We start from the raw sequence: 16525 nt of genomic DNA on the forward strand, positions 1-16525 counted from the left end.
CCCGCTTTAGGCTAGAATGTGCGGCCTCAAAGCACACCCCCTTCTCGAGGCTGTCCCGAAGATGTTGATCCTGCGCGGTGCTCCTGCCCTTTCTGCCTTCCGCCACAGCAAATTACTAGAACAACTGAAACAAAAAGTTTCAGCTGTCAGTGGCTTGTACGCCGAATTCGCCCACTTCGCGGACGTCAACGACGTTCTGACCAGCGAAGAACAGCAGGTTCTCGATCGTCTCCTGAAATACGGCCCCAGCGTGCCGGTTCAAGAGCCGAGCGGCCGTCTGTTTCTGGTGTTGCCGCGTTTTGGCACCATTTCACCCTGGTCGAGCAAGGCCAGCGACATCGCCCGCAATTGCGGCCTGACGAAAATCCAGCGTATCGAGCGCGGGATTGCCTTCTATGTAGAAGGCCAGTTCAGTGAGGCCCAGGCTCAGGCAATCGCCGACAGCCTGCACGACCGCATGACGCAACTGGTGTTGGGCGATCACGAGCAAGCCGCCAGCCTGTTCAGCCACGCCCAGCCCAAGCCGCTGACCGCGGTGGACATTCTGGGTGGCGGCCGTGCGGCGCTGGAAAAAGCCAACGTCGAACTGGGTCTGGCCCTCGCTGAAGATGAAATCGATTACCTGATCACCAGCTTCAACGGTCTCGGGCGCAACCCGCACGACATCGAGCTGATGATGTTTGCCCAGGCAAACTCCGAGCACTGCCGTCACAAGATCTTCAACGCCAGTTGGGATATCGACGGCCAGAGCCAGGAAAAAAGCCTGTTCGGCATGATCAAGAACACCTATCAGATGCACAGCGAAGGCGTGCTGTCCGCGTACAAGGACAACGCTTCGGTGATCGTCGGCAACGTTGCCGGCCGTTTCTTCCCGGACCCGGAAACCCGTCAGTACGGCGCGGTGCAGGAGCCGGTGCATATTCTGATGAAGGTCGAAACTCACAACCACCCGACCGCCATTGCGCCGTTTCCTGGTGCAGCGACCGGTTCCGGCGGCGAGATTCGCGACGAAGGTGCAACCGGTCGCGGTGCCAAGCCCAAGGCCGGGCTGACCGGTTTTACCGTGTCCAACCTGCAGATTCCCGGTTTCGTGCAGCCTTGGGAAGTGCCATACGGCAAGCCCGAGCGCATCGTCACCGCGCTGGACATCATGATCGAAGGCCCGCTGGGTGGCGCGGCGTTCAACAACGAGTTCGGCCGTCCGGCGCTGACCGGCTACTTCCGTACCTTTGAGCAGTCGATTGCCACGCCACATGGCGACGAAGTTCGTGGTTATCACAAGCCGATCATGCTGGCCGGCGGTATGGGCAACATCCGCGAAGATCACGTCCAGAAGGGCGAAATCACCGTGGGTTCCAAGCTGATCGTGCTGGGTGGCCCGGCAATGCTGATCGGCCTGGGCGGCGGCGCGGCGTCCTCGATGGCGACCGGTACAAGTTCTGCCGATCTGGATTTCGCTTCGGTTCAGCGTGAAAACCCAGAGATGGAGCGTCGCTGTCAGGAAGTGATCGACCGCTGCTGGCAGCTGGGCGACCGTAACCCGATCAGCTTCATCCATGACGTCGGTGCCGGTGGTCTGTCCAACGCCTTCCCCGAACTGGTCAACGATGGCGATCGCGGTGGACGTTTCGAACTGCGCAACGTGCCCAACGACGAGCCGGGCATGGCCCCGCTGGAAATCTGGAGCAACGAATCCCAGGAGCGTTACGTGCTGGCCGTCGGCGTCGAAGATTTCGAGCGCTTCAAGGCTATCTGCGAGCGCGAGCGCTGCCCGTTTGCGGTTGTCGGTGAAGCCACTGCCGAGCCGCAACTGACCGTGACCGACAGCCATTTCGGCAACAGCCCGGTGGACATGCCGCTGGAAGTGCTGCTGGGCAAGGCGCCGCGCATGCACCGTTCGGTCGAGCGTGAAGCCGAGATCGGCGATGATTTCGATCCGAGCACGCTGGATATCGAAGAAAGCGTGCAACGCGTATTGCGTCACCCGGCAGTCGCCAGCAAAAGCTTCCTGATCACCATTGGTGACCGCAGCATTACCGGTCTGGTCGCTCGCGATCAGATGGTCGGCCCGTGGCAGGTGCCTGTGGCTGACTGCGCCGTGACTGCGACCAGCTTCGACGTCAACACCGGTGAAGCCATGGCGATGGGCGAGCGCACGCCGCTGGCTCTTCTGGATGCTCCGGCTTCGGGCCGCATGGCGATTGGCGAGACGCTGACCAACATCGCGGCCTCGCGTATTGAAAAGCTTTCTGACATCAAGCTGTCGGCCAACTGGATGTCGGCGGCCGGCCACCCTGGAGAAGACGCGCGTCTTTATGACACCGTGAAAGCGGTGGGCATGGAGCTGTGTCCGGAGCTGGGTATTACCATTCCGGTGGGCAAGGACTCGATGTCCATGAAAACCCGCTGGAGCGACGAAGGCTCTGAGAAGAGCGTGACTTCGCCGCTGTCGCTGATCGTGACCGGCTTTGCGCCAGTAGTCGACATTCGTCAGACCCTGACGCCCGAGCTGCGCATGGACAAAGGCATCACTGACCTGATCCTGATCGATCTGGGCCGTGGCCAGAACCGCATGGGCGCGTCGATTCTCGCCCAGACCCACGGCAAACTGGGTCGTGTCGCACCAGACGTCGATGACGCTGAAGACCTCAAAGCCTTCTTCGCCGTGATTCAGGGCCTCAATTCAGACGGTCATATCCTGTCCTATCACGACCGTTCCGACGGTGGTCTGCTGGTCAGCACGCTGGAAATGGCCTTTGCCGGTCACTGCGGCCTGAACCTGCACCTCGACGGTCTGGCCGACAACGTTTCCGAGCTGAGCGCGATCCTGTTCAACGAAGAGCTGGGCGCGGTCATTCAGGTGCGTCAGGACGCGACTCCGCTGGTGCTGGCGCAATTCAGCGCGGCCGGTCTGGAAGATTGCGTTGCGGTGATCGGTCAGCCGATCAACAACGACGAAGTCTCGATCAGTTTCCACGGCGAGCCGGTCTTCAGTGGCCAGCGCCGCCTGCTGCAACGTCAGTGGGCCGAGACCAGCTATCAGATCCAGCGCCTGCGTGACAACGCCGAATGCGCGGATCAGGAATTCGATGCGCTGCTGGAAGAGGACAATCCGGGCCTGACCGTCAAGCTGGGCTTCGACGTCAACGAAGATATCGCCGCGCCGTACATCAAGACGGGTGTTCGTCCTCAGGTTGCCGTGCTGCGCGAGCAGGGTGTCAACGGTCAGGTCGAGATGGCGGCAGCCTTTGATCGCGCAGGCTTCAATGCGATTGACGTGCACATGAGCGACATCCTTGCCGGTCGTGTCGACTTGAACGACTTCAAGGGCATGGTTGCCTGTGGCGGCTTCTCCTATGGCGACGTGCTGGGCGCCGGTGAAGGCTGGGCCAAGTCGGCACTGTTCAATAGCCGCGCCCGCGATGCGTTCCAGGGCTTCTTCGAGCGTGCCGACAGCTTCACGCTGGGTGTGTGCAACGGTTGCCAGATGCTGTCCAACCTGCACGAGCTGATTCCGGGCAGCGAGTTCTGGCCCCATTTCGTGCGTAACCGCTCCGAGCAGTTCGAAGCGCGCGTGGCAATGGTTCAGGTTCAGGAGTCGGCGTCGATCTTCCTGCAAGGCATGGCCGGTTCGCGCATGCCAATCGCCATCGCTCACGGTGAAGGTCACGCAGAGTTCCGCAATGACGACGCGCTGCTTGAGGCGGACGTGTCCGGTACTGTGGCACTGCGCTTCGTCGATAACCACGGCAAGGTCACTGAAACCTACCCGGCCAACCCGAACGGCTCGCCGCGCGGTATCGGCGGCATGACCACCCTGGACGGTCGCGTGACGATCATGATGCCGCACCCGGAACGCGTGTTCCGCGCGGTGCAGAACTCGTGGCGTCCCGAGGACTGGAACGAGGACGCTGCCTGGATGCGCATGTTCCGCAACGCGCGGGCCTGGGTTAACTAAGGCGCGTGTACAAGCTCGCCTTCTTTGTTCCGCCGAGCCATGTGGACGAGGTCAAGAGCGCTGTATTCGCTGCTGGTGCAGGGCGAATCGGCGCTTACGATCACTGCTCATGGCAAGTGCTCGGCCAGGGCCAGTTCCGCCCGCTGGATGGCAGTCAGCCATTTGTCGGGCAGAGTGGAGTGGTCGAATCAGTGGAGGAATGGAAGGTCGAGCTGGTCGTGGCTGATGATCTGATTCGGCAAGTGGTGGTGGCTCTCAAGCAGAGCCATCCCTACGAAACGCCTGCTTACGAAGTATGGCGGCTGGCAGAGTTCTGAAGTTGGACGCGGGGCGTCCGGAAATGCTTCCCCATGCTGGCGCGTGGGACGATAACTATCGTTCAGAGCGTCTCGTGGGAGCTAGCTTGCTCGCGAATGCGCAAAGCCGCCTATTCAAGGCCGAATCTCGATCATCGTCCCGTCTTTCACCAGATCCCAGATTTCCCGCATATCGTTGTTCTTCAGCGCGATGCAGCCGTTGGTCCAGTCCAGCGTGTGGAAGTACCACTCCGGATACTCTTCATCCACCGGCGTACCGTGAATCATGATCATGCTGCCCGGTTTCACGCCTTCGCGACGTGCCCGTGCCGAGTCCGAAATGTTCGGGTAGGAAATGTGCATCGACAGGTTGTAGTTATTGCTGGGCTTGCGCCAGTCGAGCCAGTAGAAACCTTCCGGCGTGCGTTGGTCGCCTTCCTGCAGTTTGGTGCCCTTGGGGTTCTTGCCCAAAGAGATTCGATAGGTCTTCAGGGCCTCGCCACCGCTGATCAGTTGCAACTGGCGAACCGACTTGAGTACCAGCACCTTGTCGATCGGTTTGCTGGCAATACTCTCGGTATTGATGACTTTATTGTTGATGATTTTCTGTTCGCTGCCCTTGGGCACGATGGTCTGGGTAAACGCAGCCTGCGAAAGCGGTACGAATGACATACAAAAGAAGGCGAACAACCAGCGCATTACGATTTCCCTGAAGATGCTTCTTTCTATAAAAAGCGCCGATATTGTGTGCGACCCTGACTTTCAGGTGTCCAGCAACGGACGTGACGGGGGAAGGGCGCTGGTATGAACCGGGTAAACCTGCCTACGCCGATCCGCGAAGAAGTATTCTAGGGTACGCCCGACTGTCATGAAAGCCAGGTCCGACCACGGAATGTCGGCTTCGTCGAATAACTGCACTTCCAGACTCTCGATTCCTGCGGCGAATGAGTCAGTAGCCATTTCTGCCCGATAGAACACATGCACCTGATTGATATGCGGAACGTCGATCAAAGTGTATAGATGCAGGTCGGTCAGAGTGGCGCAGGCTTCCTCGATGGTTTCACGCCGCGCGGCCTGTTCGATGGTTTCGCCGTTCTCCATGAAACCGGCCGGTAACGTCCAGAAGCCCAGGCGCGGTTCGATGGCCCTGCGGCACAGCAGGACCTTGTCGCCCAGCGTCACCAGGCAGCCCGCCACGATGTTCGGATTCTGGTAATGAATGGTGTGGCAATGCTCGCAGACATACCGCAATCGGCTGTCGCCTTCGGGAATACGCTGGATAACGGGGTTGCCGCACTGGCTGCAAAATTTCATGGGGTCAGTCGATAGTGAACGCAGTCGCTATCTTGGCCTGTCGTGCTGCGGCTCGGCAACCCTCTGTGTGACAGGAGTTGCTTTGCAAGGGGTTGGGCGCAACCTCGCTTTGGTGCATGATGCCAGACAGGCAACAAATCGAGATTTCCCATGCTGGATGAGCTACTTCGCCGTGTAGTCAATCATACGCCCGAAACCCTCGACTCGGATCGACGATTCCCCGAGGCGGCTGTTCTGGTGCCTGTCACCCGCAGTGAACAACCCGAGCTGATTCTGACCCTGCGTGCCAGTGGCCTGTCTACGCATGGTGGCGAAGTGGCTTTTCCGGGGGGACGACGCGATCCAGGCGACCCGGACCTGATTTTTACTGCCCTGCGCGAGGCCGAGGAAGAAATCGGCCTGCCTCCCGGGCTGGTCGAAGTAGTCGGCCCGTTAAGCCCGCTTATCTCCAAACATGGCATTAAAGTCACGCCGTATGTCGGTGTCATACCTGACTTTGTCGAATACCAGCCCAATGACGGCGAGATCGCGGCGGTGTTCAGCGTACCGCTGGAGTTCTTCCGTCAGGACACCCGTGAGCACACGCACCGCATTGATTACGAAGGCCGCAGTTGGTACGTGCCCAGTTACCGTTACGGCGGGTACAAGATCTGGGGGCTTACCGCGATCATGATCGTCGAGCTGGTCAATGTGCTGTACGACACCAAAATCAGTCTGCATCATCCGCCCGAGCGCTCGACCACTTGAACCTGAGTGGCCTGCAGCAGAAGTGCTGTCCACAGAAAGTGCTGCTCACAAGAAGTGCTGTTCATAACAATCCGTACCCATGAGTACGACCCGCCTGAGGAAGCTGCATGAAATATCGCCTGGGGGAATCCCGTGTCCAGACCGACCCGCAGAGCTGGGTTGCTCCCAATGCAGTGTTGATCGGCAATGTCAGGCTGGAAGCCGGGGCAAGTGTGTGGTTCAACGCGGTGTTGCGTGGCGACAATGAGCTGATCCATATCGGTGAAAACAGTAACGTGCAGGATGGTACGGTAATGCACACCGACATGGGCTCGCCCCTGAGCATCGGCAAGAGCGTGACCATTGGGCATAACGCGATGTTGCATGGTTGTAGTGTTGACGATTACAGCCTGATCGGTATCAATGCGGTCATACTCAATGGGGCGAAGATTGGTAAATACTGCATCATCGGCGCCAATTCGCTGATCGGAGAAAACAAGGTCATTCCCGACGGGTCGCTGGTCATGGGGTCACCGGGCAAAGTAGTGCGCGAACTCACCGACGTGCAGAAGAAAATGCTGGAAGCCAGCGCCGCCCATTACGTACACAATGCCCAGCGTTACGCCCGTGACCTGGTTGTGCAGGAAGAGTGATGAGCACTGATACCCCGATTGAAAAGCCGGTCCGTTCTCCCTGCGTGAGCATTTGTGCGCTCGATGAGCAGGATATATGCACCGGTTGCCAGCGAACCGTGAACGAGATCACCCGGTGGAGCCGGATGAGCAACGACGAGCGCCGTGTTGTGCTCGGGCTGTGCGACGAGCGCGCCAGGGCCAGCGGGTTGATGTGGACGGTGGGCGGGGCAGGCTGATCAGTGCTTGACGCTCTGCGTCGCAAGAGGACGCAGAGCGTCCAGAAAGGCATGCGACGCAGAGCGCCGCACGATAGTCGGGTTGATCGTTCCGCACGCTCCAGCGTGGGAATGCAGTTCTCGACGCTCTGCGTCGTACGATAGTTGAGGCTCGTTGAGCTATCATTGCCATCCGTTTCCCCAAGCGTATAACCCTCCATGCTTTTCCTCATCGCTTACATCGGCAGTGTCGTGCTGATCAACTTCGCCTTCTCCAGTGCGCCGCATCTGGACATCATCTGGTCTGCCTGGGGCGGGCTGGTGTTTGTGCTGCGCGATATGGTGCAGATTCGCTTTGGTCATGGCGCGATCATCGCCATGCTGGTGGCGCTGGTGCTTTCCTACGTCACCAGCGATCCGACCATTGCCCTGGCCAGCGCCACTGCGTTCGCGGTCTCCGAGTGCATTGACTGGCTGGTGTTCAGTATCACCAGACGCCCGTTGCGTGACCGGTTATGGATCAGCTCGGCACTCAGTATTCCGCTGGATACCTTTATCTTCTTCGGCATGATCGACGCCCTGACTGCACCGGTTGTGCTCACTGCACTGGCATCGAAGTTCGCCGGCGTGACCCTGGTCTGGATGATCATGGCCTGGCGAGCGCGCAACAATGCTTGTCCGGGCTGAGCCCCAATTTGCCGGGGCTTCGTGGTAAATTGCGCGCCTTTCTCCACAGCGGTTGCTTGCATAACGCAGGCAGCCCTCGATATCTGCTTCACGAGGACCTGAGATGACTCAAATCGGAACTCCACTGTCGCCCACCGCGACTCGCGTACTGTTCTGCGGCAGCGGCGAACTGGGCAAGGAAGTCGTGATCGAGCTGCAGCGCCTGGGCGTTGAAGTGATCGCTGTTGACCGTTATGAGAACGCGCCCGCGATGCAGGTTGCTCATCGCAGCCATGTGATCAACATGCTCGACGGTGCCGCGTTGCGTGCAGTCATCGAGGCCGAGAAGCCGGATTTCATCGTTCCGGAAATCGAAGCCATCGCCACTGCAACTCTGGTTGAGCTTGAGGCTGAAGGCTTCACTGTGATCCCGACCGCGCGCGCGGCACAGTTGACCATGAACCGTGAAGGCATTCGTCGTCTGGCGGCCGAAGAGCTGAAACTGCCAACTTCGCCTTACCACTTTGCCGACACCTTCGAGGACTACAGCAAGGCGGTCGAAGACCTCGGTTTCCCGTGCGTGGTCAAGCCGGTCATGAGTTCGTCGGGCAAAGGGCAAAGCCTGCTCAAGAGCGCCGATGACGTGCAGAAAGCCTGGGATTACGCGCAGGAAGGCGGTCGCGCTGGCAAGGGCCGCGTCATTGTCGAAGGTTTCATCGACTTCGATTACGAAATCACCCTGCTGACCGTGCGTCACATCGGTGGCACCACGTTCTGCGCGCCGGTTGGCCATCGCCAGGAGAAGGGCGACTATCAGGAATCCTGGCAGCCGCAGGCCATGAGCCCGGTAGCGTTGGCAGAGTCTGAGCGTGTTGCAAGGGCGGTGACCGAGGCATTGGGTGGTCGTGGCATGTTCGGCGTCGAGCTGTTCATCAAGGGCGATCAAGTGTGGTTCAGCGAAGTCTCGCCGCGCCCGCACGACACCGGTCTGGTCACCCTGATTTCTCAGGACCTGTCGCAGTTTGCCCTGCACGCTCGCGCGATTCTCGGCCTGCCGATCCCGTTGATCCGCCAGTTCGGGCCATCTGCTTCCGCAGTGATTCTGGTCGAAGGCCAGTCCACTCAGACCGCTTTCGCTAACCTCGGCGCGGCGCTGGCCGAGCCTGACACCGCGTTGCGCCTGTTCGGCAAACCGGAAGTCAACGGTCAACGCCGCATGGGCGTTGCCCTGGCTCGCGATGAGTCCATCGAAGCCGCGCGGGCCAAAGCGACCCGAGCATCGCAAGCGGTAGACGTAAAGTTGTAAGGGTGCAGCTGCAAGCTACAAGCAGGAGTGTGGTGCTCTTGCTTGCAGCTTGAGGCTTATAGCTCCCTATCCCGAGTTTCCTTCAGGCTCAACACCGCCAGCACGCTGATCAGCGCAGCTGCAGATACATACCCGCCCACCCAGCTCAAGCCGCCCATCGCCACCAGTTTCTGGGCGAAGAAGGGTGCAACCGAAGCGCCGACGATTCCGCCCAGGTTGTACGCCGCCGATGCGCCTGTGTAGCGAACCTGTGTCGGGAACAGTTCTGGCAGCAGTGCGCCCATGGGGGCAAACGTAATGCCCATCAGAAACAGCTCGATGCACAGAAACAACGCCACAGCCCAGGTGCTGCCGTGGGTTAACAGTGGTTCCATGGTGAAACCTGACAGAATCGCCAGCACACCGCCAACAATCAGTACCGGCTTGCGCCCGAAGCGGTCGCTTGCCAGTGCCGCCAATGGGGTGGCAGCCGCCATGAACAGCACCGCAAAGCACAGCAGCCCCAGAAACGTTTCACGGGTATAGCCCAGCGTGGCCACACCGTAACTCAATGAAAACACCGTCGAGATATAAAACAGCGCATAACAGACGACCATCGACGCTGCCCCAAGCAGCATGGGCCGCCAGTGCTGGCTGAAGGTTTCCACGATCGGCAGGCTGACGCGTTGGTGATGGGCCATGGCCTTGGCGAAGACCGGGGTTTCCTCCAGCTTCAGGCGCACGTACAGCCCGACCATGACCAGCACGGCGCTGAGCAGAAACGGGATTCGCCAGCCCCACGAGCGGAATTGCTCATCGGTGAGCGTCATGGCCAGTGCCAGAAACAGGCCATTGGCGGCCAGAAACCCGATCGAGGGTCCCAGCTGTGGAAACATGCCGAACCAGGCTCGCTTGCCTTTCGGGGCGTTCTCGGTCGCCAGTAGCGCAGCGCCACCCCATTCCCCACCCAGGCCAAGCCCCTGACCAAAGCGCAGGACACACAGCAGGATCGGTGCCCACGCGCCAATAGTCGCGTAACCAGGCAATATGCCGATCAGCGTGGTGCAGATACCCATCAACAGCAACGACGCCACCAGGGTCGATTTACGCCCGATCCGGTCGCCAAAATGACCGAACAGCGCCGACCCGAGGGGGCGGGCGAGAAACGCGATACCGAAGGTCAGAAATGAAGACAGCATCTGTGCCGTGCCTGAGGTCTGCGGAAAAAACACAGGACCTATCACCAGGGCAGCGGCAGTGGCGTAAACGTAAAAGTCGTAGAACTCGATAGCTGTGCCGATGAAGCTGGCTGTGGCGATGCGGGTCGCCGAATTCACCGGTTTTACGGGCGCGGCATTATCTTCGCGAGAGAGCGGGGTGCTGATCATGCAGATTCCCTGACTGTCGACTCGCCGGGCGGCAAGGACCGTGCTCCGGCAAGCATTCATTATTGTGATTGTGGGTAAAGCGTCGAGCAGAGTAACCCGAATGGGGCGAGAGGCAAGGGTGTCGCCGGGATCTATTTGAAGGCAGAAATCTATTTGAAGGTGCGAACGAGGGTGTTCTGCCACATGGCCACGCGCTTGACGCGATTGTCTTCGGTCTCGAGAATTTCCAGCCGGTAAGGCCCTATTTTCAGGCAGACCGGAGCGTCTGGAATGGTTTCCAGTGCTTCGGTAACCAACCCGTTAACGGTTTTCGGACCATCGGAAGGCAGGTGCCAGCCAAGGCTTTTATTTAGTTCGCGAATGGACGCAGCACCTTCCACCTCAAGGCGTCCGTCTTCCTGTTGCTTGACGTGGGGATTGTCCAGCCGCTGCTCGCTTTCGAACTCGCCGACGATCTCTTCAAGAATGTCTTCAAGGGTGACGATACCCAGCACTTCCCCGTACTCATCAACCACCACGCCGAGGCGGCGCTGCTGTTTGTGGAAATTCAGCAGCTGCAACTGCAACGGAGTGCTTTCCGGAACGAAATAAGGCTCGTAGCAGACTGCGAGCAACTGCTCTTTGGTCAGTGTGCCTTTGGGTAGCAGGTGGCTGATGTCGCGTGTATTGATGACGCCCTGAACCTGATTTATGTCGTTGTGATAGACCGGCAGGCGTGTGTGACGTGAAATGATCAGGCGCTCGATGATCAGCTCCATCGGATCATCAAGGTTGACGCCATCCACCTCGTTGCGCGGTATCAGGATGTCATTGACCGTTATGCTGTCCAGTGCGCGGATGCCCGACAGCACGCTGGCGCGCGGATAATGCTCGTGAACAACGTCGTGGCGGTTGGCTTTCTGCACATCGTCTTCGAAGTTCTGCTCCTGTTGCTGCACGTGGCGTGACAGAAACGGGCGCAGCAGCGTTTTGGCGAGCACATTGAATACGTAGGCCAGCGGCCAGACGATCTTCATTGGAATGCGCAGTACGCCATTGCCCAGTAGCAGTGTCGAGACAGGGTGACGGTTCGCCAGGCGGCGCGGTATGTATTCGGCGAACACCAGCATGACGCTCACGGTGCCCAGCCATGCCACGGTCGGGCCGTTGTAGAGCCAGTAATTGGCAGCAATCAGTGTTGCGATTACGGTGATCAACACCCTGATCAGCGTATTGCCCAGGATCAGGCTGTTCAGGTTGAACGCCAGCTCGGGAAGCGGCGCAGCCTTGTCCGAGCGGCTGGCGGCGCGCATTGCCTTGAGTTGATGGTGCGCGGCTTCGACTGACGTCAGCAGACCAGCCCAGAGCATAAGGAGGGCGAGGACGCCAAGCAGTGGGCCAAGGGGCAGATTATCCATGATCAGGGCCCGTCAGATGTGCAGGATGAATTCGCGTACCAGCTTGCTGCCGAAGTAGGCGAGCATCAGCAGGCAGAAGCCGCCCAGGGTCCAGCGAATGGCTTTGTGGCCTCGCCATCCAAGGCGATTGCGCCCCCACAGCAGTACGCTGAACACGACCCAGGCCAGGCAAGCCAGCAGGGTCTTGTGCACCAGATGCTGGGCAAACAGGTTTTCAACGAACAGCCAGCCGGAAATCAGCGACAGTGAAAGCAGTGTCCAGCCAGCCCAGAGAAAGCCGAACAAAAGGCTTTCCATGGTTTGCAGCGGCGGGAAGTTCTTGATCAGTCCGGAAGGGTGCTTGTGCTTGAGCCGGTAGTCCTGCAACAGCAACAGCAACGCCTGGAATACGGCAATGGTGAACATCCCGTAAGCCAGCAGCGACAGCAGGATATGGCTCAGGATGCCGGGTTCTTCCATGATCGGCTGTACGGTGCCGCTGGGGGCGAACTGGGCGAGCATCACGGTGACCATTCCCAATGGGAACAGCAGCACCAGCAGGTTTTCCACCGGAATGCGTGACGTGGCGATCAGGGTCACAACGATCACTGACGCGGCGATAAGGCTGGCCGAGTTGAAAAAGTCCAGACCCAGGCCGACGGAATGCGTCAGTTGGGAAAACAGACCGGTGGCGTGTGCGATCACCGCCAGCGTACCGAGCAGGCAAAGCAGCCGCTTGTCGGGCTTGACGGCCTGGCTCAGGCGCAGGCTCTGATAGACGGTCGCAGCGGCGTACAGAACGGCGGCGGCGAGGCTGGGAAGCAGGCTGGGTGGCAAAGGGGACATAGATCCTGATGGACGGGCCTGAAAAGACGTTGAGTTTGGCATAGAACCGGCAAATCACGAAAGACCACAGAAGCAGACTGCGTGGTGTCCGTGCGGCGGAGTCTTCGCTATAATCCGCGACCTGCTCAAGCCGCAGGCTCGCCGAGCGCCATTTCTGCATTACGGGCCGGGCCGCATCAACCGGGGTTCGACGAGAGCCTGAAAGGATCGCGCATGTTTGAAAACCTGACTGACCGCCTCTCGCAGACGCTGCGCCATGTTACTGGCAAGGCCAAGCTGAACGAGGACAACATCAAAGATACCTTGCGCGAAGTGCGTATGGCGTTGCTTGAAGCCGACGTCGCCTTGCCGGTGGTCAAAGACTTCGTCAACAACGTCAAGGAGCGCGCCGTCGGCACCGAGGTGTCGCGCAGCCTGACACCAGGCCAGGCGTTCGTGAAGATCGTCCAGGCCGAACTCGAAAGCCTGATGGGCGCTGCCAACGAAGATCTGGTGCTCAATGTCACGCCGCCTGCCGTCATCCTCATGGCGGGCCTGCAGGGTGCGGGCAAGACCACTACCGCCGGCAAGCTGGCGCGCTTCCTTAAAGAGCGCAAGAAGAAAACCGTGATGGTGGTGTCGGTCGACGTCTACCGTCCTGCCGCCATCAAGCAGCTCGAAACCCTGGCCAACGACATCGGTGTGACGTTCTTCGCCTCCGATATCAGCCAGAAGCCGGTCGACATCGCCTTGGCGGCCATTAAAGAAGCCAAGCTCAAGTTTATTGACGTAGTTATCGTCGATACCGCCGGTCGTCTGCACGTCGATGTCGAGATGATGGGCGAGATCCAGGCGCTGCATGCTGCGACCAAGCCAGCTGAAACGCTGTTCGTGGTCGATGCCATGACCGGTCAGGATGCGGCCAACACCGCCAAGGCCTTCGGCGATGCACTGCCGCTGACCGGTGTGATCCTCACCAAGGTCGACGGTGATGCACGCGGTGGTGCGGCCCTGTCGGTGCGTGCAATTACCGGCAAGCCGATCAAGTTCATCGGTATGGGCGAGAAGAGCGAGGCGCTGGAGCCTTTCCACCCTGACCGTATCGCGTCGCGAATCCTTGGCATGGGCGATGTGCTCAGCCTTATCGAGCAGGCTGAACAGACTCTCGACAAGGATAAAGCCGACAAGCTGGCGAAAAAGCTCAAGAAAGGCAAAGGCTTCGATCTCGAAGACTTCCGCGATCAGTTGCAGCAGATGAAAAACATGGGCGGCCTTGGCGGCCTCATGGACAAGCTGCCAAGCATCGGCGGCGTCAATCTTGCGCAGATGGGCAATGCCCAGGGCGCGGCCGAGAAGCAGTTCAAGCAGATGGAAGCCATCATCAACTCGATGACGCCTGGCGAACGCCGTGACCCGGACCTGATCAGCGGCTCGCGCAAGCGCCGTATTGCAATGGGCTCGGGTACCCAGGTGCAGGACATCGGGCGTCTGATCAAGCAGCACAAACAGATGCAGAAGATGATGAAGAAGTTCTCCGCCAAGGGCGGAATGGCAAAAATGATGCGCGGCATGGGCGGAATGCTCCCTGGCGGCGGCATGCCAAAAATGTAATTGCGTCGCGTGCAAGCCTCTTTGCACGCGTCCCACACGGGGGGCGACCCCCGGTCAGCCCGCGTTATGCGGGCTTTTACCTGCTGTCATACCGACAGCTCCCTCGCAAATCTGGAAGGCATGCCGATAGGCGCCGGAAAAAGACATTTGCAAAAGTCGGGATATTCCTTAGAATATGCGGCCTTTCGGGCACCTATGCCCGCTGTGCATCTTAGATTTGCAGCACCGACTACAGGAACGATGTTCAATGCTAACCATCCGTCTTGCCCTTGGCGGCTCCAAAAAGCGCCCGTTTTACCACTTGACCGTAACCGACAGCCGCAACGCTCGTGACGGTTCCCACAAGGAACAGGTTGGTTTCTTCAACCCGGTTGCCCGTGGTCAGGAAATCCGTCTGTCCGTTAACGAAGAACGCGTCAACTACTGGTTGAGCGTTGGTGCACAAACTTCCGAGCGCGTTGCCCAGCTGCTCAAAGAGCACAACAAGACCAAGGCCGCGGCCTGAGTCTTATGAACGCGACGCCTGCATCTGCCGACGATCTGATCGTCATTGGCAAGATTTACTCGGTTCATGGCGTTCGCGGCGAAGTGAAGGTCTTTTCCTTTACTGATCCGATTGGAAACCTGTTGGACTACAAAACCTGGACGCTTCGGCGCGAAGGCAGCGTTGAGAAACAGGTGGAGCTGGTCAGCGGACGCTTGCAAAGCAAGTTTCTGGTCGCAAAGCTCAAAGGTCTCGATGATCGTGAAGAAGCTCGTCTTCTCTCCGGTTACGAAATCTGCGTGCCGCGTAACCTGTTCCCTGATCTGGACGATGGCGAGTACTACTGGTACCAGCTTGAAGGCCTCAAGGTCATCGACCAACTCGGGCAACTGCTCGGGAAAATCGATCACCTGCTCGAAACCGGTTCGAACGATGTAATGGTTGTAAAGCCCTGCGCGGGTAGCCTGGATGATCGTGAACGCCTGTTGCCCTATACGGAGCAATGCGTGTTGGCAATCGATATGGCTGCTGGCGAGATGAAGGTGGATTGGGACGCGGACTTCTGAATGCCATGGCAAGCCTGCGCATAGAAGTCATCAGTCTGTTTCCCGAGATGTTTTCCGCCATCAGCGAATACGGCATTACCAGCCGTGCGGTGAAACAAGGGCTGTTGCAGCTGACTTGTTGGAATCCGCGGGATTACACCACTGATCGCCATCACACTGTGGATGATCGCCCATTTGGCGGTGGTCCGGGCATGGTGATGAAGATCAAGCCCCTTGAAGATGCTCTGGTTCAGGCCAGGCAAGCGGCAGGGGATGCGGCGAAGGTTATTTACCTGTCGCCACAAGGCCGCCAGCTGAATCAGTCTGCGGTACGCGAACTGGCGCAGGAGGAAGCGATTATCCTCATCGCCGGTCGTTATGAAGGCATTGACGAGCGTTTTATTGATGCTCATGTCGATGAAGAGTGGTCGATTGGTGACTATGTTCTTTCCGGTGGCGAGCTGCCGGCTATGGTCCTGATTGACGCGGTTACGCGGCTGCTGCCTGGAGCTTTAGGGCATGTGGACTCCGCGGAGGAAGATTCCTTCACGGACGGTCTGCTGGATTGCCCGCACTACACCCGACCTGAGGTGTATGCGGATCAGCGTGTTCCCGACGTGTTGCTAAGTGGCAATCACGCGCACATCCGGCGTTGGCGTTTACAGCAGTCCCTTGGGCGGACCTATGAACGACGCGCTGATCTTCTGGAAAGCCGCTCGCTTTCTGGAGAAGAGAAGAAGCTGCTGGCGGAATACATCCGCGAGCGGGACGATAGTTAACGTATCGATGGTCGATCCATACGGATTACCTTAGGAGCACCAGCATGACTAACAAAATCATTCTTGCCCTCGAAGCAGAGCAGATGACCAAAGAGATCCCTACCTTTGCACCAGGCGACACCATCGTCGTTCAGGTTAAAGTGAAGGAAGGCGACCGCGCTCGTCTGCAAGCATTCGAAGGCGTTGTAATTGCCAAGCGTAACCGTGGCGTGAACAGTGCTTTCACTGTTCGTAAAATCTCCAACGGTGTTGGCGTTGAGCGTACTTTCCAGACTTACAGCCCGCAAATCGACAGCATGGCTGTGAAACGTCGCGGTGACGTTCGCAAGGCCAAACTGTACTACCTGCGTGACCTGTCCGGTAAAGCAGCGCGCATCAAGGAAAAACTGTCCTGATACAGTTTTTCGATGCATAAAAAAGGC

Annotated in this window: 16 protein-coding genes and 1 pseudogene; 12 read left to right on the forward strand and 5 right to left on the reverse strand. The window is 58.9% G+C overall.

The window, feature by feature from the left end; translation table 11 throughout:
• Nucleotides 1-61: 61 nt before the first annotated feature.
• Nucleotides 62-3958, forward strand: coding sequence for a phosphoribosylformylglycinamidine synthase (gene purL / locus KP808_RS06370; protein ID WP_230017822.1), 3897 nt, complete (start codon nt 62-64; stop codon nt 3956-3958).
• Nucleotides 3959-3963: 5 nt separating this feature from the next.
• Nucleotides 3964-4275: a Nif3-like dinuclear metal center hexameric protein gene (locus tag KP808_RS06375; RefSeq protein ID WP_058399619.1), complete on the forward strand. Its 312-nt coding sequence runs from the start codon at nt 3964-3966 to the stop codon at nt 4273-4275.
• 114 nt (nt 4276-4389) lie between these two features.
• On the opposite strand, the pseudogene KP808_RS06380 reads toward KP808_RS06375, so the two are convergent.
• Nucleotides 4390-4812, reverse strand: a pseudogene (locus KP808_RS06380) (L,D-transpeptidase family protein); the annotation flags it as partial.
• 204 nt (nt 4813-5016) lie between these two features.
• Nucleotides 5017-5568: an NUDIX hydrolase gene (locus KP808_RS06385; RefSeq protein ID WP_058399620.1), complete on the reverse strand. Its 552-nt coding sequence runs from the start codon at nt 5566-5568 to the stop codon at nt 5017-5019.
• Between the two features lie 150 nt (nt 5569-5718).
• On the opposite strand from KP808_RS06385, the gene KP808_RS06390 reads away from it, so the two are divergent.
• The 5 genes from KP808_RS06390 (at nt 5719) to purT (ending at nt 9116) form a co-directional block, all read left to right on the forward strand.
• Complete coding sequence (locus KP808_RS06390) at nt 5719-6315, forward strand: CoA pyrophosphatase (RefSeq protein ID WP_044323865.1); 597 nt, start codon at nt 5719-5721, stop codon at nt 6313-6315.
• A gap of 107 nt (nt 6316-6422) precedes the next feature.
• Entirely contained in the window at nt 6423-6947 is a 525-nt protein-coding gene (locus KP808_RS06395) for a gamma carbonic anhydrase family protein (RefSeq protein WP_002552513.1), read from the forward strand.
• A complete protein-coding gene (locus KP808_RS06400; RefSeq protein ID WP_122259228.1) occupies nt 6947-7165 on the forward strand; it encodes a DUF1289 domain-containing protein in 219 nt (72 codons plus the stop codon). Before KP808_RS06395 ends, KP808_RS06400 begins: the two co-directional genes overlap by 1 nt.
• A gap of 198 nt (nt 7166-7363) precedes the next feature.
• Nucleotides 7364-7831 carry a preQ0 transporter gene (locus KP808_RS06405; RefSeq protein WP_004666056.1) on the forward strand — a complete coding sequence of 156 codons (468 nt, stop codon included), beginning with the start codon at nt 7364-7366 and terminating at the stop codon, nt 7829-7831.
• Between the two features lie 103 nt (nt 7832-7934).
• Nucleotides 7935-9116, forward strand: coding sequence for a formate-dependent phosphoribosylglycinamide formyltransferase (purT, locus tag KP808_RS06410; protein ID WP_058407377.1), 1182 nt, complete (start codon nt 7935-7937; stop codon nt 9114-9116).
• A gap of 56 nt (nt 9117-9172) precedes the next feature.
• Here purT and KP808_RS06415 read toward each other — a convergent pair whose 3' ends face one another.
• The 3 genes from KP808_RS06415 to KP808_RS06425 form a co-directional block, all read right to left on the reverse strand.
• Entirely contained in the window at nt 9173-10483 is a 1311-nt protein-coding gene (locus tag KP808_RS06415; protein ID WP_058407376.1) for an MFS transporter, read from the reverse strand.
• A 149-nt stretch (nt 10484-10632) separates the two neighbouring features.
• Nucleotides 10633-11880 (reverse strand): CNNM domain-containing protein, encoded by a 1248-nt coding sequence (locus tag KP808_RS06420; RefSeq protein WP_058407375.1) that lies wholly within the window; start codon nt 11878-11880, stop codon nt 10633-10635.
• A gap of 12 nt (nt 11881-11892) precedes the next feature.
• Nucleotides 11893-12705, reverse strand: a complete 813-nt coding sequence (locus KP808_RS06425; protein ID WP_058407374.1) for a cytochrome C assembly family protein — start codon at nt 12703-12705, stop codon at nt 11893-11895.
• A 213-nt stretch (nt 12706-12918) separates the two neighbouring features.
• On the opposite strand from KP808_RS06425, the gene ffh reads away from it, so the two are divergent.
• The 5 genes from ffh (at nt 12919) to rplS (ending at nt 16498) form a co-directional block, all read left to right on the forward strand.
• Nucleotides 12919-14295, forward strand: a complete 1377-nt coding sequence (ffh, locus tag KP808_RS06430) for a signal recognition particle protein (protein ID WP_002552520.1) — start codon at nt 12919-12921, stop codon at nt 14293-14295.
• Between the two features lie 247 nt (nt 14296-14542).
• A complete protein-coding gene (gene rpsP / locus KP808_RS06435; RefSeq protein ID WP_002552521.1) occupies nt 14543-14800 on the forward strand; it encodes a 30S ribosomal protein S16 in 258 nt (85 codons plus the stop codon).
• A 5-nt stretch (nt 14801-14805) separates the two neighbouring features.
• Complete coding sequence (gene rimM, locus KP808_RS06440) at nt 14806-15345, forward strand: ribosome maturation factor RimM (protein ID WP_002552522.1); 540 nt, start codon at nt 14806-14808, stop codon at nt 15343-15345.
• A 5-nt stretch (nt 15346-15350) separates the two neighbouring features.
• Nucleotides 15351-16103 carry a tRNA (guanosine(37)-N1)-methyltransferase TrmD gene (trmD, locus tag KP808_RS06445; RefSeq protein WP_002552523.1) on the forward strand — a complete coding sequence of 251 codons (753 nt, stop codon included), beginning with the start codon at nt 15351-15353 and terminating at the stop codon, nt 16101-16103.
• A gap of 44 nt (nt 16104-16147) precedes the next feature.
• Complete coding sequence (gene rplS / locus KP808_RS06450) at nt 16148-16498, forward strand: 50S ribosomal protein L19 (protein ID WP_002552524.1); 351 nt, start codon at nt 16148-16150, stop codon at nt 16496-16498.
• Nucleotides 16499-16525: the final 27 nt, after the last annotated feature.

It is taken from the genome of Pseudomonas savastanoi, from assembly GCF_020917325.1.
Taxonomy (GTDB): Bacteria; Pseudomonadota; Gammaproteobacteria; order Pseudomonadales; family Pseudomonadaceae; genus Aquipseudomonas; species Aquipseudomonas amygdali.